The following is a 23,609-nucleotide window of genomic DNA, read 5'->3' as shown; positions in this document are numbered from 1 at the left end:
AGCCGGGTCTTTCGCATGCGCCGATCTTATAGGCGATCAGCCGGCCATTTGCACCCCCGTCACGGCATTTACCTGCACCAGCAGATCGGCCGCCACGGCGACGGCGATCGCCGCCGGAATCTTGCTTTTGATACCCGGAATGCCGACCGGGCACTGCAGCCGCGCCAGCCGCGCCTCTGGAATATCCAGCTCTCGCAGGCGCTGCAGGAACCGTGCCTTCTTGGTATCGCTGCCGATCAAGCCAAGGCCGGCGAAGCTGCCTTTGGCCAGAATCGCCGCGACCAGCTCGAAATCGAGCGCGTGGCTGTGGGTCATGACCAGAAAATGGGCATCCGCTGGCGCGGTCTTGATCAGTTCCATCATCTGTCCGCCGGCATCGGCGGCGACATTTCCAGGAATCGTGTCCGGGAAAATTCCGTCGCGCGCATCGCTCCACACCACATGGAACGGCAGATCGCCCAGCAGCCGGACCAGGGCCCGCCCGACATGGCCGGCGCCGAAAAGATAAAGCTGCGGCCAAGGCATGCCCGACGTTTCGACGAGGTGGACCCCGTCGCCCGATTTGCACAGGCGTGCCGAGCCGGGCTCCGGCGGCGATTCGGCACGAAGACTGAGGGTGCGCGCGGCACTCGGCGCGCCGATGGCAAGGCGGCTTTCCCAGAACTGGCCCTCCCGCTCCCAGGACATGGCCTGCTGCAACCAGGCGTCCGAATCCGGTGTCAACGGCTCCAGCACGATATCGAGCGCGCCACCGCAGCATTGCCGAAGATCGGGCCCCAAGATGAAATGCTCGCATGCGCTGGCGACGATGCCCTGGGACAGCAAAGTGCGCGCGCGGACAATGATCTCGAATTCCAGCCGGCCGCCGCCGACTGAACCGACGATTTCGTCGGCATCGACCAGCATGCGCGTGCCGGGAACGCGGGGCGTCGATCCCCTGGCCGCGGCGATGGTGACCAGCATGGCGGGCCGGCCCCGCGCCACGCGGGCGAAGGCCGCGGAAAGAACCGTGTCGGCGGGCCGTGCGCTCATGCGGTCCTCGCGCGCATTTCGTCAATGGCGGCCAGCACCCGTTCCGGCGTGGCCGGCGCATCGAGCCTGGGCAGATGGCGATAGTCGCCGAGGCCGGCGATGGCATCGGAGATGGCGCGAAAGACGGAAATAGCCAGCATCAGGGGCGGCTCTCCCACGGCCTTCGATCGATGGATCGACTCTTCGACATTCTCCGCAAAGTCCTGCAGCTTCACGCGAAAATCGGGCGGCCGGTCGGCGACCGTCGGAATCTTGTAGGTGCTGGGCGCATGTGTGCGCAAGCGACCGCTACCGTCCCACCACAATTCCTCACTGGTCAGCCAGCCCATCCCCTGGATGAAGCCACCTTCGACCTGGCCCAGATCGATCGCGGGATTGAGCGACCGGCCGGCATCGTGAAGAATATCGACGCGCGTCACCCGGTATTCGCCGGTCAATGTATCGACCGCCACTTCGCTCGCCGCGGCACCGTAGGCGAAATAATAGAACGGCCGTCCGCTCGACATGGTCCGGTCGTAATGGATCTTGGGTGTCTTATAAAAACCGGTCGCCGACAATTGCACACGGTCCAGATAAGCGAGCTTCACCAGCGCGTCGAAGCTGATCTCCTGGCACCCGGCGCGGATGCGATTGGGCATGAAGGCGACATCCGACCGCGCCACCTGGAAATGCCGCGCCGCGAACTCGATGAGCCGCTCCTTCAGGACAATCGCCGCCGCCTGTGCCGCCTTGCCGTTCATGTCGGAGCCGGATGAGGCTGCCGTGGCGGAGGTGTTGGGCACCTTCCCCGTATGGGTCGCGGATATCTTGATGCGGTCGATGTCGATCTGCAGTTCCTCGGCCACCACCTGCGCCACTTTCTGGAACAGGCCCTGCCCCATTTCGGTGCCGCCATGGTTGAGATGCACCGAGCCGTCATTGTAGATGTGGACCAGTGCACCGGCCTGGTTGAGGTGGCTCGTCGTGAAGGAGATGCCGAACTTGACCGGGGTCAATGCGATACCTCGCTTGACGATATCGTTCCCGGCATTGGCCGCGACGATCGCCTGGCGCCGCGCGCGGTAATCGCTGCTCCGTTCCAGTTCCCCAACCAGTTCGCTGACGATGCAATCCTCGACCTTCATATGATAGGGCGTCACATCCCGTTCGCCCTTGCCATAGAAATTGGCCTTGCGGATGTCGAGCGGGTCGCGCCGCAGATGACGCGCGATGGCATCGATCGCTTCCTCGATCCCCAGCATCCCCTGCGGGCCGCCGAAACCGCGAAAGGCGGTGTTGGACACCGTATGCGTCCTGCAGCGGTGCGACAGGATGCCGGCATGCTCCAGATAATAGGCATTGTCGGCATGAAACATGGCCCGGTCGGCAATGGCGCCGCTGAGATCGGCCGAGAACCCCGCACGCGCCGACTGGACGAAATCGACCCCCGAGATGCGGCCCGTGTCGTCGAAACCGACCTGCCAGTCGATGATGAAATCATGGCGCTTGCCGGTCATCACCATATCGTCGTCGCGGTCGAGGCGGAACTTGGCCGGTCGCCCGGTCTTCACGGCCGCGAGTGCCGCCAAGGCCGCCCATTGCGTCGCCTGCGATTCCTTGCCGCCGAAGCCGCCGCCCATGCGCCGCACTTCGACCGTCACGGCATTGGCTGGGCGGCCCAGCACCTGGGCCACATTCATCTGCACTTCGGTCGGGTGCTGGGTCGAACAATGGATATGCACATCGCCATCCTCGGTGGGAATGGCAAGCGACACCTGTCCTTCGAGATAGAAATGATCCTGCCCACCATGGCGGAAGCGGCCTGAGAGCCGATGCGGCGCAGCGGCAATCGCCGCCGCCGCATCGCCTTTGCCCAGACGCTGATCGTCCAGCACGAAACTCTTGGCCGCAAGCGCTTCCTCAACGGTCAGGATCGCCGGCAAGTCTTCATACGCGATTTCCGCCAGTTTGACGGCGGCCCGCGCCGCCGCGCGCGTTTCGGCGGCGACGCAGAACAAAGGCTGGCCCCAGAACATCACTTCGCCCGCGCATAGAAGCGGATCGTCATGGGCATGAATCGGGCTGACGTCATTGGTGCCCGGTATGTCGGCAGCCGTCAGGACGCAGACCACGCCAGGGGCATTGCGCACCCGCGCAAGATCGAGCCGGACAAGCCGCGCATGTGCGCGCTCGGCACCCCGCGCGCAAAGATGCAGGCAGCGGGCCGGCTCCGGCAGATCGTCGACATAAAGGGCCGTGCCGGTCGCATGCTTGCGCGCGGAATCGTGCGCCCTTGCCTCGCCGACGCTGCCCACGACCCGCGTTGGCAGGATATCAGCCATGGGCCTGCCTGCCAGCAAAGACGACGCGGCTCTCCATTTCGGGCTGCGTCAGTTCGAGATGGAATTTACGCAGCAGATTTCGAGCTATCTTCCCGCGATAGGCGGCGCTGGCCCGCATATCGCAGATGGGCTGATAGTCGATATCAAAGAAAGGCAGCGCCTGCGCGATCGTCGCCCCCGACCAGGGCTTGCCGCGCAAGGCGGCCTCGACCGCCAGGGCCCGTTTCGGCGTACCCGTCATGCCACCGAACGCGATGCGGATATCCGCAATGCGGCCGGCTTCATGTTTCACGTGAAACGCGCCGAGCACCGCCGAGATGTCCTGGTCGAAGCGTTTCGAAATCTTGTGGGCGCGGAAATGCCAGCCTGGCTCGGGCTTCGGCACATGCACGGCTTCGACGAACTCGCCCGGCCGCCGGTCCTGCCGGCCGTAGGCGATAAAGTAGTCCTCCAGGGGCATGCAACGATGATGGGCTCCCCGCCGCAGGATCAGTGTCGCCCCCAGTGCGATGAGGCAAGGCGGCCCGTCGCCGATTGGCGAACCGTTGGCAATATTGCCGCCGATCGTCGCCACGTTGCGGATCTGCGTCGAGCCCAGGCGGCGAACGATTTCGGCAAAGTCCGGCCAATGCGGCGCCAGGGTGGGCAGGAGCTGCGCATAGGTGACGCCGGCACCGATGGTGAGATGCGTCGGCGTCTCGACGATCTCCTTCAGGTCGGCGACGGCGCCCAGCGAGATGATCGGATCCAGCCGGCGCTGCTGTTTGGTGACCCACAGGCCCACATCGGTCCCCCCCGCCACCAAGGTGGCATCCGGATGCGCCGCATAGAGTTCGGCCAGTTCCACCGTGCTGCGGGGCGCGAAATAGCCTGGCGCCACCTTTGCCGGCGCGATATGGCGCAGAATGGCAAGTGTGTCCGCATGCGCGATGTCGAACCGGTCGGGCACACGCGCCGCCAGCGACAGTTCGGCCGCCTTGATGACCGGTCCGTAGCCGGTGCAGCGGCACAGGTTGCCCGCCAGCGCATCGGCCGTCTGTTGCGCGTCATCGGCTTTGGCATTCTTATAGCGGGCGAAGAGCGACATGACGATGCCTGGCGTACAGAAACCGCATTGCGAGGCATGCGCATCGACCATCGCCTGCTGCACCGGATGCAGGCTGCCATCTTCCGCCTGCAGATCCTCGACGGTGATGAGCTGCTTGCCGTCGAGGGTCCCTACAAACTGGATGCAGGAATTGACTGCGCGATAGACCAGCGCGCCATCCTCGATCTCGGCCACCACCACGGTGCAGGCACCGCAATCGCCCTCGGCACAACCTTCCTTCGTTCCCATCCGGTGCTGGCGCTGGCGCAGATGGTCGAGCACCGTCTCCGTCGGCGCGGCGGGCTCCACCGTCTGCAGCTTGTTGCCTAGGAGATACTGAATTGCCATGCCTACCCCTCACGATCCGCGATAGGTGGAATAGGCGAAAGGCGAGACCAGCAGCGGCACGTGATAGTGCTGGGCGGCATCGGCGATGCCGAAACGCAGAGTGACGATATCGAGAAAGCGCGGCCGCGGCAGATCGAGACCGCGCGCGGCAAAATAGTCGCCGGCATGGAAGTCGAGTTCATAGGTGCCGGCGGTGAATGCCGCCCCCTCAAGGAGCGGACGGTCGCAGCGCCCGTCAGCATTCGTGCGCCCATCGAGCAGCAGGATGCGCTGCGGTGCCAGCCGATGGAGCATGAACTGCACGCCGGCAGCCGGCACGCCGTGCACCGTGTCGAGCACATGGGTCGTGAGCCGCCCCATCCCATCACCTCCCGCGGATTTCCGCCGATTTTGAAGCCAGCATGGCACAGGGTCATGCCGCCACAATCGCCGGATCGTTCATAAACATTATCAAGGAAGCCTAGATAATGCGGTACGCGCCTATTCGAAATGGCCGGGCACCACCTTGCCGTCGATCACGCTGGGCGGGATGTATTTGCCGCCGGGCTTCTCGGAATCCGCAAACCAGCTGACGACAAGGACGATCACGACCAAGAATACGCCGATCGCGGTGAGCCAGGACAGCGGCACCTCGCGCACCGGCTGCCCGCGCTTTTCCTGGATGTTCAGATAGAGCCAATAGACCAGTGCCGGCAGCAGCAGCGGTATGGCAATTTCAAGAACGGCGCGCATCACGCGGCGGCGCTGTCGTTGTCACCGAGAATCTCGGCGAGATTGTTGAGCATCCCGGCCGTGGCGCCCCAGATGTAATAGTCGCCGTAAGGATAGACATAGAAATAGCGCGTCCGGCCCTGCCAGACACGGCTTTCCATGCGCCGGTTGTCGGGCGCGAGGAAGAAGGCAAGCGGCACTTCGAACACTTCCGCCACCTCGAACGTATCCGGATTGAGCGAGAAGCCCGGCCGCACGAGACCGACCACCGGCGTCACTTCGAAACCCGTCCGCGTCACATAGATGTCGAGCTGCCCGATAAGGTCGATATGGGCGCGCGGCAGGCCGGTTTCCTCCTCCGTCTCGCGCAAGGCGGCAGCGACGGCGTCGGCATCTTCAGGATCGATGCGGCCGCCAGGAAAGCTGATCTGCCCGGCATGGTCATGGAGGTGATCGGTGCGGCGCGTCAGCAGCACGGTCAGCCCCTCCGGCCGGTCGACCAGCGGCACCAGCACGGCGGCCTGGATCAGCTTGCGCCCCTCCATATCCGCCCGCATGTCGGGATTGAGATCGTCGTCGCCCCGAAGCGATTGCTCACCCAGGGCCGCAGGTTCGCCGGGCGCCATGCGCCTGCCGGGCACGGCATCGCGGAAACGCGCCAGGACCAGATCTTTCGGCATCAGGCGGCCTCCATCAGGCCAAGCGGAAAATAAGCGCCGCCGCTCCACACACCCATTTCGGTGCTTCCGTCCTGCTCGCGCGTCTCGGCCAGATCGACCAGCTGATAGAAAACCGCCCGCGAAATCAGCGCGTCCAGCGCGCCGCGTACTCGGATATATGGGCTGGGCTCGCCGCCCGCGCCATAGGCGACGCGGATCGGATGCCCGGCATCGGCCGTTACCCAATCCTCGACATTTGTCCGAAAGGCGAGGCATTGCTCCTCTCCGGCGCCTGTGACCGTCATTTCCACGGCGACGAAGGGGGCATCGTCCACAACGATCCGCCCCCGTTCGACCGGCGTCACCAGCCAGTAGGAGCCGTCATTTTCTCGCCGCAATACCGTGGAGAATAGCCGCACCAGGGGTTTACGTCCGATCGGCGAGCCGCGGTAGAACCAGGTGCCGTCCCGGGCGATGCGAAAGTCGAAATCGCCGCAGGAGGGCAACTTGCTGAAATCGATGCTGTTCAAATCGAGGTTGGACATCGCCCTATACCTGGCGCTACGCTTCTGAAATCTAAAGAAAAGATAAGCCATTCCCATACGAGTGCAAGGAGGCCCGCTTGGCAAGCACCGAATCCAGCCATTCCGCCAATCCCGGCCATAGCCCCGGCGGCATCCCCGCGCTCGATGCGGGCGATCTTGGCGCCGACATCGAGCTTCTGGGCAGCCGCCTGGCCCAGGTCCGCGCCAATATCGGCCAGATCATTTTCGGCCAGGAAGAAACGGTCGAACAATCCCTCATCAGCCTTCTTGCTGGCGGCCACGTCCTCCTCATCGGCGTCCCCGGCCTTGCCAAGACCCGGTTGGTCGATTGCCTGGGCAAGGTGCTGGGGCTCGATGCCAAGCGGGTGCAATGCACGCCCGACCTGATGCCGGCCGACATCATCGGCTCGGAAGTGCTGGAAGAAAGCGACAGCGGCCGCCGCGCCTTCCGTTTCATCAAGGGACCTGTCTTCAGCCAGTTGCTCATGGCCGACGAAATCAACCGCGCCAGCCCCCGCACCCAATCCGCCCTGCTGCAGGCGATGCAGGAGCACAAGGTCTCGGTCGGCGGTCACACGCACGCCTTGCCCCAGCCGTTCCATGTGCTGGCGACCCAGAATCCGCTGGAACAGGAAGGCACCTATCCGCTGCCCGAAGCCCAGCTCGACCGCTTCCTGCTGCAGATCGACGTGCATTATCCCGGCATCGAGGCCGAGCGGCAGATGCTCATCGTCACCACCGGCGCCGCCGATGCCGAAGCCGCGACGGTCCTGAGCGCCGAGGAACTGATGAAAGCGCAGCGCCTGGTCAGGCGCATTCCGGTGGGCGAAAAGGTCGTCGAGGCGATCCTGCGTCTGGTGCGCGCCGGCCGGCCCGAGACCAGCGAGATCGAGGCCGTGAAGTCGAGCCTTGCCTGGGGACCGGGCCCGCGCGCCGGCCAGGCCCTGATGCTGGCCAGCCGGGCCCGCGCCCTGATGCAGGGCCGCTTCAGCCCCTCGATCGACGATGTCGCGGCCCTCGCCCATCCCGTGCTGCGCCATCGCATAGCGCTCAATTACGGTGCGCGGGCGGAAGGCGTCACGTTGGGCAGCATCATCGATCGGCTCATCGGCCAATTGGATTGAGCGCGTGGCTCTGACCGGCACGGCCCAGCCGACACCCGCCGAACTCGCCCACGGCCGCAACAAGGCGGAAGCCTCGGCGGTCGCCGAACGCCTGCCGCCTTTGCTGCTAGCCGCGGAACGGATCGCCGCCACGGTCGAACAGGGCGTCCATGGCCGTAGGCGGACCGGCCCCGGCGAGGTCTTCTGGCAGTACCGCCCCTACTATCCGGGCGACGAGCTGAAGCGGCTCGATTGGCGCGCCTCGGCCAAGACCGACAAGCTCTACCTGCGCCAATTGGAATGGTCGGCTTCGCAGAGCGTCTATCTGTGGTGCGATCTCTCGCCCTCGATGGCCTATGCCAGCCGGCGCGATCTGCCGACCAAGGCGGCGCGGGCGCAGGTTCTCGCCCTGGCTCTCTCCAATGTGCTGGCCCGTGCCGGCGAACGCGTGGGGCTGCTCGGCCATCCCGAACCGCCCAGCGCCGGACGCAATGTCACGGAACGGCTGGCCGAGCGCCTGTTCGTCGATGCCCGCGATCCCGAAAATGCGCCGAGCCTGCCGCCGCCGGCCGATCTGCCGGCCCATGCCCATGCGCTGCTCATCAGCGATTTCCTGTCGCCACTCGATGAGTTGCAGGCCGTGATCGCGCGCCTTGCCGGGCGGAACATCCATGGCCATCTGCTGCAAGTGCTGGATCCGGCCGAGCAGAGCATGCCTTTCACCGGCCGCGTCCGCTTCCTTGGGCTGGAGCGCGAAGGCGATATGCTGACGAGCCGGGCTGAAACCATCCGCGAACAATATATCGCGCGTCTGGCCGCGCATCAGGATGCCATGCGCGATCTGGCGCGCCATGCCGGCTGGAGCATGACCGTGCATGTGACCGACAGCCCGGCGGCCGCCTCGGTGCTGGCGCTCTATCAGTGGCTGGCGGCGGATCGCAGGTTGCGGCGATGAACATCGGCAATCTCAGCATCCTCACCCCGGCCCTGCTCGTGGCCTTCCTGGCGCTACCGATCCTGTGGTGGCTGCTGCGCCTGACGCCGCCCAGTCCCAAGCGCATTCCCTTTCCCGCGATCCGCCTGCTCTTCGGCCTGATTGCGCGCGAGGAAACGCCACACCGCACACCCTGGTGGCTGATCCTGCTGCGCATCGTCATCGCCGCCCTGGTAATCGCGGCGCTGTCGCATCCGGTCTGGAATGCCGGCCAGGGTCTGGGCCGCGGCGGGCCGCTCCTGCTGGTGGTCGACAATGGCTGGGCTGCGGCACCGCACTGGCGCGAAACCGGCCTCACGGCCGACAGTCTGATCGATCAGGCCGCGCGCGAGGGACGCGAAGTGCTGGTCGTGCCGACGGCCCCGGCGCTGGGCCAGACAGGCCTGACGCCGCCCGACAATCTCGCCCCCGCCCAGGCCAAGGCGATGCTCGCCAACCTGACGCCGCTGCCCTGGCCCGCGCGGCGCGATCTGGTCGATGCCATGCTCGCACGCCTGACCCTGCCGCCTGACCTCAACACCGTCTGGCTCAGCGACGGTGTCGGTGTGCCCGGCCCGGGCGACGCCGAGCTTGCCGCCAATCTGGAAAAGCGCGGCAGCCTGCGCATCGTCGGGCCGCGCGACCTGCCGGTCATTCTGCGTCCGGCCAAGATCGATGCCGCCGGCCTCAAGGTGAAGGTGGAACGGCCGATGGTCGGTGCCGCGCAGGAAGTGAACCTGCGCATTCTCGATCGGGAGAGCCGTACGATCAGCCTCGGCAAGGCGCGCTTTGCCGCCAACCAGAATGCCGTCGACGCCGCCATCGCCTTGCCGCTGGAACTGCGCGGGCGGGTTGGCTCGGTTGCCCTGCAGCCCCCCGCCGGGGTCGAAGACAACCATGCCGGCGGCATCGTGCTCCTTGACGATACGGCCGGGTCGAAGCCGATCGGCGTCATCACCGACAATGCCGCGGCCGCGCGCCAGCCGCTGCTGGGCGAACTCTATTATGTCGAACGCGCCTTGGCCCCGGCCAACGAGCTGCGCGTCGGCACAGTCACCAGTTTGGCCAAGCAGCCGCTTTCCGTGATGATCCTGCCAGACGGCAGCAAGATCAGCGACGGCGAACGCGCAACGCTTGCCGGCTGGGTCGAAGCCGGCGGCATGCTCATCCGCTTTGCCGGCGACCGTCTGGCCCTCAACGTCGACGACAATCTGCTACCCGTGCGCCTGCGGCAGGGCGACCGCGTTCTGGGCGGCGCGTTGAGCTGGTCGGAGCCGGCGCGCCTGGCGCCGTTCCCCGCCACTTCGCCCTTCGTCGGTCTCGATATTCCCAAGGACGTGCTGGTCGACCGCCAGGTCCTGGCGCAGCCCGACATCGACCTCGGCAGCCGCACCTGGGCGCGCCTCAGCGACAGTACGCCGTTGGTGACCGGCGCCAAGCGCGGCGACGGCTATATCGTGCTCTTCCATGTCAGCGCCAACAAATCCTGGTCGAACCTCGCTCTGTCCGGCCTTTATGTGGAGATGCTCAACCGGCTGCTGCTGCTGGCGGCTGGGGTCCCCAGCGTGGCACAGGATAAGAAGACGCCCCTGCCTCCCAGCCAGTTGCTCGATGGTTTCGGGCGCCTGGGTCCGGCGCCCACCAGCATCACCGCCATTTCACCCGAGGATCTGCGCGGCCAGATCACGGGACCGCAGCATCCAGCAGGATTCTATGGCCCGGTGCAGGGCCGCCGCGCCCTCAATCTTACCGCCAGTCTCCCTGCCGTGAATCCGATCGCCTTGCCGCTGGATCCCCTGGCGCCCTCGACGGCGGTCGATTGGAAGCCCTGGCTGCTGCTGCTGGCCGCCCTCCTGCTGGCGGCCGATATCGTCATCGGGCTCGTCATGCGCGGCCTGCTTGGCCGCCGCCACGAAGCAGCCGCCCTCGGCCGGTCTGCCGCGGCCCTGTCCGTCCTGCTCTGCCTCGGCCTCATGGTCGCAGCACCCGCCATGGCCCAGGAAGGGGATGGCGCCCCGGCCACCGTGCAGCCGATGGCCGACGAGGAAATCATCGCCGCCGCCGATACCACGCATCTGGCTTATGTGCGCACTGGCATACCCAGCGTCGATGCCACCAGCCGGGCCGGTCTGTTCGGCCTCACCAATCGCCTGCTGGAGCGCACCTCCGCCGATATGGGCGAGCCGGTCGGCATCGACCTCGATGTCGATACGCTCGATTTCTATCCCGTCCTTTATTGGCCGATGGCGGGCTCCATCGGCGCGTTGAGCGAGCGCGCCGTGACCGAGATCAACCGCTATCTCGCCGGCGGCGGCATGATCCTGTTCGACACAGCCGACCAGAATGTCGTCGGCATCACCGGCGGCCTTGGCCCGGGTGCCATGCGCCTGCAGGAACTGACCGGCGGGTTGGAGATTCCGCCCCTGGCGCCGGTTTCGGCCGAGCATGTCCTGACCCGCTCCTTCTATCTGCTCAAGGATTTCCCCGGCCGCTGGGTCGGGGGCACGCTCTGGGTCGACAATTCGCAAAGCCGCCTCAATGACGGCGTGGCCTCGGTCATCGTCGGCAGCAACGATTATGCCGCCGCCTGGGCGATGGACGGCTATGGCCAGCCGCTGTTCCCGGTGACGCCGGGCGGCGAGAAACAGCGCGAATTCGCCTATCGCTTCGGTATCAACCTCGTCATGTACGCGCTTACCGGCAAGTACAAGGAAGATCAGGTCCACGTGCCCGCCATCCTGGAAAGGCTCGGCCAATGAGCGGTCTTTCCTGGAACGGGTTCTCGGTCGTCCTCAATCCGCTGCTGCCGGAAACCTTGCTGATCGCGCTGACGATTCTGTTCGGCGCCCTCTTCCTCCTGTCGCTGTGGCGGCGCGCGCGCGGTGCCGTTCTGCGGCTGCTGGCTTTCTTCAGCCTGCTGGCCGCATTGCTCGATCCCAGCGTCGTGCAGGAAAAGCGCGCCTACCAGAAGGACATCGCCATAATCCTTGTCGACCATTCGCCTTCGCAGTCGATCGGCGCGCGCGCTGCCGACACGGCGCGCGCCGCCGGCGAGATCAGCCGGCGCATCGGCGCGCTCGAGGATATCGAGGTGAAGGTGATCGATGCGGGCGCCGGGCCGGACACGGCTGAAAAAGGCACGCAGCTCTTCGACGCCCTGCGCCGCGGCATGGCGGACCTGCCGCTGGCGCGCATCGCCGGCATCGTCATCGTCAGCGACGGACAGGTCCATGATGCACCGGCGGCCATCGCCGATCTCGGTATCGACGCCCCTATCCATCTGCTGCTCAGCGACGATCCGACCAAGGGCGACAGGCGCATCGAACTGGTCGAAGCGCCGAGCTTCGGCCTGGTCGACAAACCTGTCGAGGTAAAGCTGCGCGTCGACGATCTTGGCCGCAATGCCGGCGCCACCACCAATATCCGCATCAAGCGCGACGGCGTTCCGCTCGCCCCGGTGCCGATCGTAACCGGCAGGGAAGCCACGCTTTCGCTGGCGCTTGAACATGGCGGGCAGACGGTATTCGAGATCGAGGTCGATGACGGGCCTGAGGAACTGACCCGCATCAACAACCGGGCCGTCCTCTCCGTCAACGGCGTGCGGGACGAGCTGAAGGTCCTGCTCATCTCGGGTGAGCCCTATCCCGGCGAGCGCAGCTGGCGCAATCTGCTGAAATCCGACCCGTCGGTGAGCCTCATCCATTTCACCATCCTGCGGCCGCCCAACAAGCAGGATGCGACACCCATCAACGAACTGGCGCTGATCGCCTTCCCCTATGACGAGCTGTTCGACGTCAAGCTGAAGGAATTCGACCTCATCATCTTCGACCGGTTCGAGCATCTGGGCATCCTGCCGGACGAATATTTCCAGCACATCACGGATTACGTGGCCGATGGTGGCGCCGTGCTCGAAGCGGCGGGACCGACGGCCGTGGGCCAGTTCAGCCTGTATCGCACGCCCCTGGCGCCGATCTTCGCCGCCATGCCGACCGGCGAGATCATCAACCAGGGCTTCAAGCCGAGCTTGAGCGATGCCGGCAAGCGCCATCCGGTCACCGCCGACCTCCTGGCGGACCCCGACGCCGCGCCGACCTGGGGCCGCTGGTTCCGCCTGCTCGCTGCCAATGCCCGCCAGGGCGAAGTGCTGATGAACGGCGCCGGCGATCTGCCGCTGCTGGTGCTCAACCGCGTCGGCAAGGGCCGCGTGGCGCAGATATTCTCCGATCATCTGTGGCTGTGGTCGAAGGGTTTCGAAGGCGGCGGTCCCCAGGCCGAACTGGTGCGCCGCACGGCGCACTGGCTGATGCAGGAGCCGGACCTCGAGGAAGAGGATCTGCGCGCCACCGCCATCGACGGCAAGCTGGAAATCGAGCGGCGCAGCCTGACACAGCAGGACAATATCAGCGTCACCGTCACGCGGCCCGACGACACGACCGAAACCGTGCGCCTCAGGGAAGTCGGCCGCGGCCGTGCCACCGCCACCCTGCCTGCCGCCGATCAAGGCCTCTACCGCGTCAATGACGGAACGCGCGATGCCTTTGCGGCCCTGGGTGAGATCAATTCCAGGGAATTCAACGATCCGCGCGCCAGCGTGCAGCCCTTGCAGCCGCTTCTCGTCGCCTCGGGCGGTGGTAGCGCAATCCTGCCCGACCACGATCTTCCGGAATTGCGCCGCGTGGGCAAGAAGGGCGACCGCGCCGGCAATAATTGGCTGGGCCTGACACGCAACGAAGACTATGTCGTGACCGGCGTCGCCCAGGCACCGCTCCTGCCGCCCTGGGCCGCCCTCGCGCTCGCCATCGGCCTCGTACTCGCCGCCTGGCGCCGCGAAGGCCGCTGAGCCTCAGCCGCCACCTTCTTCCCGCTCAATTCCGATCCTATGTGAAGCCCGTCACAAACCGCCGGCCCTGCCCGCGCCACTTACCTGGCAATTAGTCACGATCGCGCCGCCGCGTGCCGCGCCGGGTTTGAGCGGAGAATATCATGGGTATGGTCCTGGATTTCATGTCGGACCCGCGCGTCACCAGATGCAGCGCCGGACCGGCGCTTTCGGCATCTCTGACCGTCCTGCCGCCGGCACCCAGGCGCAGCCCGTTCCTGCGCTTTGCCGACTTTTTCATCGATGGCTGCGACGTGCGTCTCTTTCAGGGCGTGGACTGCCATACACAGGCGGCACTTCCCGACGGAAGCCTGGTGGATCTTGGCGGCATCTTCCGCGGCAGGCAGCGTCCGGCCGATTTCGGCTTCGAATACGGCGCCTAGATATCCTCGGCCTTGGGTTCCTCGCCACCCTCGACATCGATCGGCACGCCGGGATCGCTCTTGGCGGTGCGGATGGCCAGGGCCGATTTCACATGGCTGACATTGGGCGCAGCCGTGAGGCAGGTGGTCAGGAAGCGCTGATAGGAATCCCAGTCATGGGCGACGATCTTCAGCAGAAAATCCGTCTCGCCGGCAAGCATGTGGCATTCGCGCACCTGCGGCCAGGTGAGAACCCGGGCTTCGAATGCTTTGAGATCGGTTTCGGCCTGGCTGGAAAGTCCCACCTGCGCGAAGACCGTGACGCCGAAACCCAGTGCCTCGGCGTTAACGTCGGCGTGGTAGCCTTTGAGGAAACCGGCCTTTTCCAGCGCCCGCACGCGGCGGAGGCAAGGTGGCGCCGAAATCCCGGCCCGCTTCGCCAGGTCCACATTGGTCATGCGGCCATCCGCCTGCAGATCGGCCAGGATCTTGAGGTCGATCTTATCGAGCTTTGCGCGCCGCATGTAATGATCCCCTCGAATCGAAGCTGACCCACGCAATTATATTGCAGGTCATTTTGTTTCGCCAGTCTTGGAAACACGCATTTTCAAGTCATGAGCGCATTTAGTCGTGCCCACGGGATCGCGGGAAAGGCGCGGTCGGTGTCCCCGGGGAACCAGATTCCGCAAGACGGGTTTCTGGAAAACGGGGCTACATTTGCCCATGCCGGGTTTCGGCGAAGAATGACGAGCTGGAAATCCGCCAGGAAGACGAAAGCGGCGCCGCGCGGATCGGTAAAATGCGCCCGCCAAGCGCAAGACGGGCTGGTGCGGCAGGGCCGCTTCATCGCCTTGCGCGAAGACAAGAAGCCGCGCGAGGTGGTACTCGAAATGCCGAAATCAGCTGCCGCTGGCGACCGCATCGCCGGGATCGGATTGACGCATCCCGACAAGATTCTCTTTGCGAGACAAGGTGCCACCAAGCGCGACCTGGCGCTTTACCTGGAACGAGTGGCGCCGCGCATGCTGCCTTTCCTCAAGGACCACCTCGTCAGTCTGGTGCGCTGCCCGGAAGGCCGGTCGCGACAATGCTTCTTCCAGCGCCATGCCGGGGCCGGCCTCACCGACGCATTCCAGCGCCTGAAGGTGCGGGAGAAGGACGGCGGCCACGACGAATATCTATATCTCTCCTCGACCGCGGGCCTCATCGCCGCGGCGCAGGTCAGCGTACTCGAATTCCACGTCTGGGGATCGGCGGTGAGATCGCTGGAGAAGCCCGACCGCATCGTTTTCGACCTCGACCCGGACGAGAGCGTTGCGTTTCCGGCCGTGCGGCGCGCGGCACTGCGCATCCGCGATGTGCTCAAGGCCCTGGGGCTCAAAAGCTATCCGCTTCTGACCGGCGGCAAGGGCATCCATGTCGTGGTCCCCATCCGGCCGCAACGCGAATGGCCAGTGGTGAAGGCCTTCGCCGCGGCGCTGGCCCATCGCCTGGCGGCCGATGCCCCGGACGATTACGTCGCCACGATGAGCAAGGCCAAGCGCAAGGGCCGCATCTTCATCGACCATTTCCGCAACGAGCGCGGCGCCACGGCGATATGTCCCTATTCGCCCCGGGCGCGCGCCGGCGCCCCCTTATCCTGGCCGGTCACCTGGCGCGACCTGCCACGGCTGGAGAGCGCCGCCGCCGTAACGCTCGGCGATTTCGAGGCATGGCTCAAAAAGAAGGATCCCTGGCGCGATTACGACCGCCGGCAAGGGCTCAAGGCAGCTGGCCTCAAAGCCCTCAAGATCGATTTCTGAAATCGATAAAATGCGACATATCGAATGCACCCTTATTCGCCAATGACATAGCTCATTCCGGGGAATTTCCGGCACTTAGCGGCCGTTCTTTTTGCCCCATTCCGCCAATGCATGGCTTGGATTCGGGGCCTCCAGCCCCTATTCTCAATTGATCTTCCGGCAATGTCCCGAGTCTGGCGCTCCGAAATGGCGAAAGGCGGGATCTTTGCGCCGAATTCGCCCAAGGAACGCGCCGCCATGCCCCAGGAAATCAAGACCAAGACTCTCATCATCGGCTCCGGTCCGGCCGGCTACACGGCGGCGATCTACGCTGCGCGCGCCAATCTGAAGCCGATCCTGGTCCAGGGCATCCAGCCGGGCGGGCAGCTCACCATCACCACCGATGTCGAGAATTATCCTGGTTTTGCCGACGTCATCCAGGGGCCCTGGCTGATGGAGCAGATGCAAAAACAGGCCGAGCATGTCGGAACCCAGACCATTTTCGACACGATCCTCGATGTCGACGTGACCCGCCGGCCTTTCCGCTGCACGGGCGATTCCGGCGACGTCTATGTGGCTGAAACCCTGATCATCGCCACCGGGGCCCAGGCTCGCTGGCTGGGCCTTGAATCGGAAAAGAAATTCCAGGGCTTCGGCGTTTCCGCCTGCGCCACCTGCGACGGCTTCTTCTTCCGCGAGAAGGAAGTGGTCATCGTCGGCGGCGGCAATACCGCCGTCGAGGAGGCGATCTATCTTACCAACCATGCCAGCAAGGTGACGCTGATCCATCGCCGCGACCATCTGCGCGCCGAGAAGATCATGCAGGAGCGCATGTTCCGCAACCCGAAGATCAAGGTGGTGTGGAACAGCGTCGTCGAGGAAGTCCTGGGCTCGACCGATCCGCTGGGTGTCACCGGTGTCAAGGTGAGGAACGTCCAGACGGCTGAGGTTTCGACCATTCCCGCCGACGGCTTCTTCGTCGCCATCGGCCATTCGCCGGCGACCTTGCTTTTCAAGGGCAAGCTGGAACTCGATGCCGAAGGCTATCTCCTCACCAGGCCGGACAGCACCGCCACCAGCGTGCCCGGCATCTTCGCCGCCGGCGATGTGAAGGACAAAGTCTTCCGCCAGGCGGTGACCGCCGCCGGCATGGGCTGCATGGCGGCGCTCGAGGCCGAGCGGTTCATCGCCGCCCACGAACACGAGACCGCCCAGGCTGCCGAATAGGCTGCCGCCACGCGACGGCCGGGGGCCGCCGCCACATAAAAAGGGGATTCCGGATTTCGCGGATAACCGCTGCCGGTGAAATCAGATGTCGATGGATTGGGACAAGCTCAGAATCTTCCACGCCGTGGCCGAAGCCGGCTCCTTCACTCATGCCGGTGAAGTGCTGAACCTCAGCCAGTCGGCTGTGTCGCGCCAGATCTCCTCGCTGGAGGAGAGCCTCAACGTCGCCCTCTTCCACCGCCACGCGCGCGGCCTCATCCTCACCGAGCAGGGCGAGCTGCTCTATCGCACGGCGCATGAGGTCTTCTCGAAGCTCGCCATGGCCGAGGCGCAACTCGCGGAATCGAAAGACCGTCCCAAGGGCCAGCTGAAGGTCACGGCGACCCAGGCCTTCGGCTCGTCCTGGCTGACGCCGGTCCTTCTGGAATTCATCGACCTCTATCCGGATGTCGAAGTCGATCTGGTGCTGGAAGACCGCGAGCTCGATCTATCCATGCGCGAGGCCGATGTCGCCATCCGCATGGCGCCGCCCCGGCAGCCGGAACTCATCCAGCGCCACCTGATGACGGTGCACCTCAACATCTATGCGGCACCTTCATATCTCAAGCGTCACGGCATTCCGAAGGTGCCGGAGGATATCGACCAGCACCGCGTCATCGTCTACGGCAACGACATGCGACCGCCGGTCGAGGATATCGACTGGCTCTTGCGCGCCGGCACGCGCAAGGACAAGCCGCGCCGGCCGATCCTGCGCGTCAATTCGGTCTATGCGATCCTGCGCGCGGTGCAATCGGGCCTGGGCCTTGCCAGCCTGCCGGAATTCATGATCACGGAAGGGGCCAGCCTGGTCCGCGTCCTCCCGGAACTGCAGGGGCCGCGCATCGACGCCTATTTCGTCTATCCGGAGGAACTCCGGAACTCGAAGCGCATTCAGGTCTTCCGCGACTTCCTGCTGCGCAAGGTCGCCGAAAGTAAGATGCAGAGCTAGGGCGTTTCCTGTTTCCGGGAGCCCCCACACCCCCCAGCGCAGGGCTTATTGCGGAAGACTGCCTCGCCCCGCGCTAGCGGGGAGAGGGGTGCACGACGCGGAAAAGCTCAATCGCCGTGAACGAAGACCGAGCGCCCGCTACCACCAGCTCGGCTCGGCCGCCTCCTCCCAATCGCCAAGATCCAGGCGCGCTACCACGACAAGGCCGCCCTTGCCGTCGGATTTCACGACAGCGGCCTCGGCATATCTGAGATCTGTCCCGGTCAGTTCGCGCAACTGGAAATCGCTTGCCACGACGACCGTATTGCCATGCTTTTCCGCGGGTTCCAGCAGCAGCGAACGCGTGAAGTCGAGATCGAACAATCGCCGCTCGACCTGCGCGTGGCCAAAGGCAATGATCGCCGTGTCGCGTGTGCGGCATTGCGGACTGGCGACGACGCGCGTCACGGGAATGCGCAGATCGCGCCAGTAATGCCCCAGGCGCCGTGCCTGTTCGCGGCCTTCCGGCGTCAGGTTGCGCTGTGCTCCGCAATTGGCGAAATCGGCCGCCGGCGATTCCAGCGTGAGATTGTCGCGCGGCCCGCTGATACGCGCCGCATGGCGCACATAGACGACCTGGCCGCCCTGCTGCAATTCGGCAATGGCGCGCGCTTCGTCGAATTCGGCATTGATCGCCATCGCCGCGCAAGCCAGGCCCAGCAGCGCGGCACCGGCGCCGGCAAGGCGCAAGGGACCCGCCCACCAGGGCGCAGGCAGCCAGCGGCGGATTGAGGGGATTTTCAGGATCATGATGAAACTCGGAACCGCACACAGAGAGGAAATGTGCCGCCATTCCTACATGCGCTGCGTGACGTAACGCTGACAGGCGCGCGTCAAATCTCCGACAAGATGCGAATGCCGGGCATGATCCGCTGGAAACCCGGTCCCCTATCAACGCGCCGGATTCAAGGCGTCGGGATCAACGCATCAGGCGATCGCCGCCCAGGATCGCGGCTGCCCGCGCATTCTTCCTGACATCGTTGACGACCAGAATTGCATGCAGTGCCGCGATCAGCCACAGCACGAAGCCGGGCGAGCCGCCCAGGAAAAGGCTGAAGATGAAAACGATCCAGGCGAGGCTGTAGATCGCCAGATTGATGATCGCCTGGAATATCTTGCCATAGAACAGCAGGGCCAAGGGCGGCAGGATCAGAGCGACGAGATAGATCATAAGCGGCGACACTCCATCCCAAAACCGGCCATCCCAAAACCGGCCATCCCAAAACCGGCCATCCCAAAACCGGCCATCCCAAACGGGCGGTCCTGATAGATAGGCAAGCCAGGCCGGAGTGCAACCCCGGCGCCTTGAATAGCTTTCCGCCTTTTATGTCCCGGGGGCCATCTGGATGTCCGTCTTGACGGAATTGGCGATGAAGCATTGCTCATGCGCTGAGTGATGCAGTTCCGCTTGCGTTGCGGCACTTGGCGGCTCCCCGGCATAGACGATGGTCGGGTTGAGCTCGACGCGGCTGACGATCAATTTTCCGTCGACCATCTCCATGACACCGGTCGCGTTGTCGGTATAGCTCTCGACGACGATCTGCTTGGGTGCCGCGAGCGAGAGAAAGGTCAACATGTGGCAGCTGGAAATCGCCGCGATATAGGCCTCCTCCGGATCGACATTGGCCTCCACGGAATAGGGAAGCGGCACGATATGGGGCGAGGCTGACGCCGGCACGACCTGGCCGCCGTCAAAGCGCCAAATATGCGCGCGGCTATAGCGCTTGTCGGTGAAGACTGCGCCATCGCGCTCCCAATGCACCTCGACGGTCATTTTCATGGTTAATCCCCTGTATCAATCGTCTGTCGGAATGGAAAGAAGCCTGGCAGTCGTTTGCGTGAGGTGACAGCGAAGATGCGCTGTCGCGGCGGCAAAATCCCGGTTCGCGCAGGCAGCGATGATCGCGGCGTGTTCTTCATAAAAATCGGTACGCTCCTTGGCGCCGCGCTGTTGATGAAAGCATGCCCGCCGGGCCTCTCCTCGCAGTGCCCCCAGGGTTCCCAGCAGCCGTGTGTTCTTGCACCCGCTGTAGAGGGTCAGGTGAAATTGCTGGTCTAGCTCCAGGATCTTCGCCGGGTCGTATTCTGCGAATAGCTCTTCGTTAAGCCTCTCTGCCGTCCGCAGGGCGGAAGGTGAGAGCAAGGGGGCCGATTGCTCCAGGGCGGCGACCTCCAGAATCGCTCGCAGCTCGGAAAGCTCGGCAGCCTCCCTTTCCGAGAAGATGGCCACCGCCAGGCTGCGATCGGGACGCCGCACGACCAGCCCGCGCCCGAGCAGCCGGTCCAGGGCCTGCCGGACTGGCTGGCGGCTGACCCCGAAACGCAGGGCGATCAATTCCTGCTTCAGGACTGAGCCCGGCGCCAACTCACCTCGCTCGATCTCGTCCTGCAGTTCACTGAATATTGACTTTGGATCCATGGATCCAAAGTATGACGGAATCTCGAAACGCGTCAAGCGTCATTGCCCACCCGTTCATGTGCTGGCTGCCTGAGGGTATCTCTGTCTAGAAAAAGGACGCTGCAATGCAGCAAAATCAGGCATTTCTGCGCCGGCGCGACATGCGCGTCGCACCTTGAAAACCCTGCCGACTCGATAGAGAAATCATGGCTGCAACAGTGGCGGCGTTGTCGGAGACCCGCGAAAAGTGCAATCATGGCGCCTGCGACGGATTCGCACGATCCTTGCTTCGGCAGTGCAGCAAATATGCTAATTTGCTGAAATATATAACATTATTCGCTATGCAGATGATGCATGCCGCATCTGTGAATTTGACTCTGGTAGGCTTCGGCAAATTCACTATTCTGCGCCCGTGCCGGTCAGCCACACTGTTGCAAAAATGCAACAAACGGAACGTTTCATTCCGGGAGGGGTTGAATGGTCACGATGGCGCCTTATTTGGCTGACAGAGTGATCGCGGTAACGAGTTTCGAAGCGCGAGCTTCACATCGAATTCGGGCGCGACGCCCGGATGGGGTCTTCGGACCCTACGTCTCCCAGACGTAAAGCCTCCCTGTTTAACTTGCCGGGCCTCGTGCCCGGCAATTTTTTTGCTCGTTTTTTGGCTCGGCTTGCCCAGCTACGGCGCCCAGCTATGGCGATTGCCATTCCTCGATGGCCTTGGCGATCAGGCCTTCCATCGTCTTTTCCGCGGCGAATTTGTGCATGGCCCTGCCGATTTTGCCGCGCAGGGCGCCGGTGTTGCAGGACGAGTCATGGGAGATGGTGAGGTATAGCTCTTCGTTGCTGATCGACTGGCTGCCCTCGTGGAGCGTTTCGATGCCGAGCTTCGCGGCAAAGGCATGGGCTGGCGCGTCTTCGTAGATGAGATAATCGGCCCTGGCATTGGCCACCATCTTCAGCGCGTTTTCCAGCTTGCCCACTTCCTCGATCGACAGATTGTCTTCGGCATAGCGATCGAACGTTTCGCCGAAGCTATTGTTGATCACGGTGACGCCTTGATGGCCGACGAGGTCGGACCATTGCCGGTAGTCGATAGGGCTGCCTGCCGCCGTCAGCACGACCGACCGCGTGACGGCCATGCTGGGATAGGCGTAGTCCATATAATCGAGCCGATCCAGGGTGAAGAACGCCCCGGCGATGAGGTCGACATGGCCGCTCTTCATTTCCTCCTGCACGCGGGCCCAGGAACCGATATAGCGCATCTCGATCGGAACGCCGATCTCCGCCGACAGCTTTTCCATCAGCGCGGCATTGGCGCCGACGAGACGGCTAGGATCTCGCGCATCGCGCCACAGATAGGGGGCATATTCCGGATTGCCGGAGGCGATGAGGCGTTCGCACGATTCGGCCCGCGCGCCCGATGCGCCGAAAACCGCCAGCACCGTGCAGGAAAGCGCGATCGGCACCAGGCTGGGCCGCATCGCTGTCCGGACACGCCGTGACATTCTCGCCTCCACCCAGGTTTTTCCGTCTTCAGTGTAGCAAGACATTGCATTGGAATGGAGACGCATTCTCAACGCCGGCATTCGCTCCTGCCAACCACGCAGTTGCGGCAAACGGCGATCGCCGTTTGCCGCACATCGGCGCCGTCAGGGGAGGATTGCATTCATCGCGCTGGCAGGGCCGAAGTGTTTCAGGCAGTGTGCCGCTCCTTGAGCTAAGGGGCTTCGCGTGACCGACAATCGGACATCCACCGCAGACACCGTCAACTGGCGCAATCTCATTGCCGCCTGCGCCGCGGTCTGTGTCTTTGCTTTCTCTCTTGGCGAGATGTTCCCCCTGCTGGCACTCTCCATGCGCGCCTGGGGCGTCAGCGAAGCCGTGATCGGCCTCAACACCGCCATGGCCCCGGTTGGCATTCTCCTGGCCGGCCTCGTCATCCCGAAGCTCTCACACAGTTTCGGCGCCAAGCCGGTCGCCATTTTCATGGCAATCGCCACCGGCATCCTGTTCCTGCTCTATCCGACCTTTCCCACCTTGTATGCGTGGTTTCCGCTGCGTCTGGCGCAAGGCATCTTCGTGGCGACACTGTTCGCCCTCAGCGAGGCCTGGGTGCTGAGCAACGCGTCCGGCAGCGCGCGGGGCCGCGTGGTCGGAATCTACGCGACCTGCATTTCGGCCACTTTCGGCGTGGGGCCCGGCGTCGTCGCCTGGACGGGGATCGGCGGCTATCTGCCCTTCGCCATCGGTGCCGCCGTCCTTCTTCTCGCGACCTTGCCCATCTCTCAGGTCTCGACCGACGCCGCCAACAGCGCGGACCAGCCGCATGTCTCGATCTTCGCCTTCTTTCCCAAGGCGCCCCTGCTGCTGATCGCGATCGGCGTGCACGCCATGTTCGATGGCGGCATGCTGGGCTTTCTGGCGGTCTACGGTGCGCAGATGGGCATGAGCGAAAGCGTCGCCGCTCTCACCATCACCGCTTTGTCGCTGGGCAATGTCTTCTTCCAGATCCCGATCGGCTGGATCGCCGACCGTACGTCGAAGCGCACGACCATGACCGCCTGTTTTTTCGCCACGGCCCTGGGCCTTGCCCTGCTGCCTTTCGCCATCGCCACGGTCCTGGTCTGGCCGCTGGTGCTGGTGACCGGCGCTGCCGGCTTCGGTATCTACACCGTCGGCCTGTCGGAGCTCGGCGACCGCTTCCGCGGCAGCGACCTCATTGCCGGCACGTCGGCCTTTTCGACCATGTGGGGCCTGGGCGCACTGCTGGGTTCGGTGGTCTGCGGGTTTGCGATGGATCTGTTCGGCCCGCACGGCTTCCCCGGCGTGCTCTTCGTGGTCTTCGCGATCTTCATCGCCGTCCAGGCGGTGCGCAGCTACCGCCAAGCGGGACGGGTGGCGGCGTAGGGCTTCACAGGCGAGAATCATCACCTAAGCCCCCCTCCCGACCTCCCCCTGAAGGTGGGAGGAGAAGAGAGAAAACCCCTCTCACCTTCAGGGGGGAGGTCGGGAGGGGGCGATCCGGGCGGTATAGACCGGAGAGATAGGTAACAGTTTGGACCGGAGAGATGGGTAACAGGTCAACATGGTCGGCAAGGGGGACTTGCCGATGCCTTGGAAAGAGACCTGTGTCATGGATGAGCGTTTGCAGTT

Annotated in this window: 22 protein-coding genes; 9 read left to right on the top strand and 13 right to left on the bottom strand. The window is 64.4% G+C overall.

Annotation, left to right across the window (positions count from 1 at the left end; genetic code table 11):
• Positions 1–36: 36 nt before the first annotated feature.
• From xdhC to ACE3TY_RS18705, 7 genes are all read right to left on the bottom strand, one after another.
• Entirely contained in the window at positions 37–1,032 is a 996-nt protein-coding gene (gene xdhC, locus ACE3TY_RS18735) for a xanthine dehydrogenase accessory protein XdhC (RefSeq protein WP_374655807.1), read from the bottom strand.
• Positions 1,029–3,353 carry a xanthine dehydrogenase molybdopterin binding subunit gene (xdhB, locus tag ACE3TY_RS18730; RefSeq protein WP_374655805.1) on the bottom strand — a complete coding sequence of 775 codons (2,325 nt, stop codon included), beginning with the start codon at positions 3,351–3,353 and terminating at the stop codon, positions 1,029–1,031. Before xdhB ends, xdhC begins: the two co-directional genes overlap by 4 nt.
• Positions 3,346–4,788 (bottom strand): xanthine dehydrogenase small subunit, encoded by a 1,443-nt coding sequence (gene xdhA, locus ACE3TY_RS18725; protein WP_374655803.1) that lies wholly within the window; start codon positions 4,786–4,788, stop codon positions 3,346–3,348. Before xdhA ends, xdhB begins: the two co-directional genes overlap by 8 nt.
• A gap of 9 nt (positions 4,789–4,797) precedes the next feature.
• Positions 4,798–5,148: a hydroxyisourate hydrolase gene (gene uraH, locus ACE3TY_RS18720; protein ID WP_374655801.1), complete on the bottom strand. Its 351-nt coding sequence runs from the start codon at positions 5,146–5,148 to the stop codon at positions 4,798–4,800.
• Between the two features lie 120 nt (positions 5,149–5,268).
• Complete coding sequence (locus ACE3TY_RS18715; protein ID WP_374655894.1) at positions 5,269–5,520, bottom strand: DUF6111 family protein; 252 nt, start codon at positions 5,518–5,520, stop codon at positions 5,269–5,271.
• The gene (locus tag ACE3TY_RS18710; protein WP_374655799.1) at positions 5,520–6,179 is read right to left on the bottom strand and encodes a CoA pyrophosphatase; all 660 of its coding nucleotides are present in this window, start codon (positions 6,177–6,179) and stop codon (positions 5,520–5,522) included. Before ACE3TY_RS18710 ends, ACE3TY_RS18715 begins: the two co-directional genes overlap by 1 nt.
• Positions 6,179–6,703, bottom strand: coding sequence for a DUF1285 domain-containing protein (locus ACE3TY_RS18705; protein ID WP_374655797.1), 525 nt, complete (start codon positions 6,701–6,703; stop codon positions 6,179–6,181). The genes ACE3TY_RS18710 and ACE3TY_RS18705 overlap by 1 nt, the downstream gene beginning before the upstream one ends.
• Before the next feature lie 131 nt (positions 6,704–6,834).
• On the opposite strand from ACE3TY_RS18705, the gene ACE3TY_RS18700 reads away from it, so the two are divergent.
• The 5 genes from ACE3TY_RS18700 to ACE3TY_RS18680 all read left to right on the top strand — a co-directional run bounded on the left by ACE3TY_RS18700 (position 6,835) and on the right by ACE3TY_RS18680 (position 14,041).
• The gene (locus ACE3TY_RS18700; protein WP_374655892.1) at positions 6,835–7,827 is read left to right on the top strand and encodes an AAA family ATPase; all 993 of its coding nucleotides are present in this window, start codon (positions 6,835–6,837) and stop codon (positions 7,825–7,827) included.
• A gap of 4 nt (positions 7,828–7,831) precedes the next feature.
• Positions 7,832–8,761 (top strand): DUF58 domain-containing protein, encoded by a 930-nt coding sequence (locus tag ACE3TY_RS18695; protein WP_374655795.1) that lies wholly within the window; start codon positions 7,832–7,834, stop codon positions 8,759–8,761.
• Entirely contained in the window at positions 8,758–11,538 is a 2,781-nt protein-coding gene (locus tag ACE3TY_RS18690; protein ID WP_374655793.1) for a DUF4159 domain-containing protein, read from the top strand. The genes ACE3TY_RS18695 and ACE3TY_RS18690 overlap by 4 nt, the downstream gene beginning before the upstream one ends.
• Entirely contained in the window at positions 11,535–13,619 is a 2,085-nt protein-coding gene (locus ACE3TY_RS18685) for a hypothetical protein (protein WP_374655791.1), read from the top strand. The genes ACE3TY_RS18690 and ACE3TY_RS18685 overlap by 4 nt, the downstream gene beginning before the upstream one ends.
• A 143-nt stretch (positions 13,620–13,762) precedes the next feature.
• Complete coding sequence (locus tag ACE3TY_RS18680) at positions 13,763–14,041, top strand: hypothetical protein (protein ID WP_374655789.1); 279 nt, start codon at positions 13,763–13,765, stop codon at positions 14,039–14,041.
• Here the strand turns inward: ACE3TY_RS18680 and ACE3TY_RS18675 are convergent.
• Positions 14,038–14,544: an Lrp/AsnC family transcriptional regulator gene (locus ACE3TY_RS18675; protein WP_374655787.1), complete on the bottom strand. Its 507-nt coding sequence runs from the start codon at positions 14,542–14,544 to the stop codon at positions 14,038–14,040. The genes ACE3TY_RS18680 and ACE3TY_RS18675 overlap by 4 nt on opposite strands.
• Positions 14,545–14,763: 219 nt before the next feature.
• Here ACE3TY_RS18675 and ligD point away from each other — a divergent pair, with 219 nt between their 5' ends.
• From ligD to ACE3TY_RS18660, 3 genes are all read left to right on the top strand, one after another.
• Positions 14,764–15,822: a non-homologous end-joining DNA ligase gene (gene ligD / locus ACE3TY_RS18670; protein ID WP_374655785.1), complete on the top strand. Its 1,059-nt coding sequence runs from the start codon at positions 14,764–14,766 to the stop codon at positions 15,820–15,822.
• Between the two features lie 237 nt (positions 15,823–16,059).
• Positions 16,060–17,028, top strand: a complete 969-nt coding sequence (gene trxB / locus ACE3TY_RS18665) for a thioredoxin-disulfide reductase (protein WP_374655783.1) — start codon at positions 16,060–16,062, stop codon at positions 17,026–17,028.
• Between the two features lie 91 nt (positions 17,029–17,119).
• Positions 17,120–18,016, top strand: coding sequence for a LysR family transcriptional regulator (locus tag ACE3TY_RS18660; RefSeq protein ID WP_374309194.1), 897 nt, complete (start codon positions 17,120–17,122; stop codon positions 18,014–18,016).
• A gap of 138 nt (positions 18,017–18,154) precedes the next feature.
• On the opposite strand, the gene ACE3TY_RS18655 is transcribed toward ACE3TY_RS18660, so the two are convergent.
• The 5 genes from ACE3TY_RS18655 to ACE3TY_RS18635 form a co-directional block, all read right to left on the bottom strand.
• Complete coding sequence (locus ACE3TY_RS18655; RefSeq protein WP_374655781.1) at positions 18,155–18,805, bottom strand: histidine phosphatase family protein; 651 nt, start codon at positions 18,803–18,805, stop codon at positions 18,155–18,157.
• 169 nt (positions 18,806–18,974) lie between these two features.
• A complete protein-coding gene (locus ACE3TY_RS18650) occupies positions 18,975–19,226 on the bottom strand; it encodes a hypothetical protein (RefSeq protein WP_374655779.1) in 252 nt (83 codons plus the stop codon).
• Between the two features lie 153 nt (positions 19,227–19,379).
• Positions 19,380–19,835, bottom strand: coding sequence for an OsmC family protein (locus ACE3TY_RS18645; protein WP_374655777.1), 456 nt, complete (start codon positions 19,833–19,835; stop codon positions 19,380–19,382).
• A gap of 15 nt (positions 19,836–19,850) precedes the next feature.
• Entirely contained in the window at positions 19,851–20,510 is a 660-nt protein-coding gene (locus ACE3TY_RS18640) for a GntR family transcriptional regulator (protein WP_374655775.1), read from the bottom strand.
• Between the two features lie 635 nt (positions 20,511–21,145).
• The gene (locus tag ACE3TY_RS18635) at positions 21,146–21,961 is read right to left on the bottom strand and encodes a substrate-binding periplasmic protein (protein ID WP_374655773.1); all 816 of its coding nucleotides are present in this window, start codon (positions 21,959–21,961) and stop codon (positions 21,146–21,148) included.
• 226 nt (positions 21,962–22,187) lie between these two features.
• Between ACE3TY_RS18635 and ACE3TY_RS18630 the strand changes: the two genes are divergently transcribed.
• A complete protein-coding gene (locus ACE3TY_RS18630) occupies positions 22,188–23,363 on the top strand; it encodes an MFS transporter (RefSeq protein WP_374655771.1) in 1,176 nt (391 codons plus the stop codon).
• Positions 23,364–23,609: the final 246 nt, after the last annotated feature.

Origin of the sequence: Dongia sp., assembly GCF_041918875.1 — a bacterium.
GTDB lineage: Bacteria > Pseudomonadota > Alphaproteobacteria > Dongiales > Dongiaceae > Dongia.
Note: the sequence above shows the minus strand (reverse complement) of the source record. Positions and strands in the feature narration are given on the sequence as shown.

What these genes read in the sequence shown, in the direction of transcription:
- xdhC (WP_374655807.1), bottom strand. Translation starts at nt 1,032, where the DNA reads ATGAGCGCACGGCCCGCCGACACGGTTCTTTCCGCGGCCTTCGCCCGC.
- xdhB (WP_374655805.1), bottom strand. Translation starts at nt 3,353, where the DNA reads ATGGCTGATATCCTGCCAACGCGGGTCGTGGGCAGCGTCGGCGAGGCA.
- xdhA (WP_374655803.1), bottom strand. Translation starts at nt 4,788, where the DNA reads ATGGCAATTCAGTATCTCCTAGGCAACAAGCTGCAGACGGTGGAGCCC.
- uraH (WP_374655801.1), bottom strand. Translation starts at nt 5,148, where the DNA reads ATGGGGCGGCTCACGACCCATGTGCTCGACACGGTGCACGGCGTGCCG.
- ACE3TY_RS18715 (WP_374655894.1), bottom strand. Translation starts at nt 5,520, where the DNA reads ATGCGCGCCGTTCTTGAAATTGCCATACCGCTGCTGCTGCCGGCACTG.
- ACE3TY_RS18710 (WP_374655799.1), bottom strand. Translation starts at nt 6,179, where the DNA reads ATGCCGAAAGATCTGGTCCTGGCGCGTTTCCGCGATGCCGTGCCCGGC.
- ACE3TY_RS18705 (WP_374655797.1), bottom strand. Translation starts at nt 6,703, where the DNA reads ATGTCCAACCTCGATTTGAACAGCATCGATTTCAGCAAGTTGCCCTCC.
- ACE3TY_RS18690 (WP_374655793.1), top strand. Translation starts at nt 8,758, where the DNA reads ATGAACATCGGCAATCTCAGCATCCTCACCCCGGCCCTGCTCGTGGCC.
- ACE3TY_RS18685 (WP_374655791.1), top strand. Translation starts at nt 11,535, where the DNA reads ATGAGCGGTCTTTCCTGGAACGGGTTCTCGGTCGTCCTCAATCCGCTG.
- ACE3TY_RS18680 (WP_374655789.1), top strand. Translation starts at nt 13,763, where the DNA reads ATGGGTATGGTCCTGGATTTCATGTCGGACCCGCGCGTCACCAGATGC.
- ACE3TY_RS18675 (WP_374655787.1), bottom strand. Translation starts at nt 14,544, where the DNA reads ATGCGGCGCGCAAAGCTCGATAAGATCGACCTCAAGATCCTGGCCGAT.
- ligD (WP_374655785.1), top strand. Translation starts at nt 14,764, where the DNA reads ATGACGAGCTGGAAATCCGCCAGGAAGACGAAAGCGGCGCCGCGCGGA.
- trxB (WP_374655783.1), top strand. Translation starts at nt 16,060, where the DNA reads ATGCCCCAGGAAATCAAGACCAAGACTCTCATCATCGGCTCCGGTCCG.
- ACE3TY_RS18660 (WP_374309194.1), top strand. Translation starts at nt 17,120, where the DNA reads ATGGATTGGGACAAGCTCAGAATCTTCCACGCCGTGGCCGAAGCCGGC.
- ACE3TY_RS18655 (WP_374655781.1), bottom strand. Translation starts at nt 18,805, where the DNA reads ATGATCCTGAAAATCCCCTCAATCCGCCGCTGGCTGCCTGCGCCCTGG.
- ACE3TY_RS18650 (WP_374655779.1), bottom strand. Translation starts at nt 19,226, where the DNA reads ATGATCTATCTCGTCGCTCTGATCCTGCCGCCCTTGGCCCTGCTGTTC.
- ACE3TY_RS18645 (WP_374655777.1), bottom strand. Translation starts at nt 19,835, where the DNA reads ATGAAAATGACCGTCGAGGTGCATTGGGAGCGCGATGGCGCAGTCTTC.
- ACE3TY_RS18635 (WP_374655773.1), bottom strand. Translation starts at nt 21,961, where the DNA reads ATGTCACGGCGTGTCCGGACAGCGATGCGGCCCAGCCTGGTGCCGATC.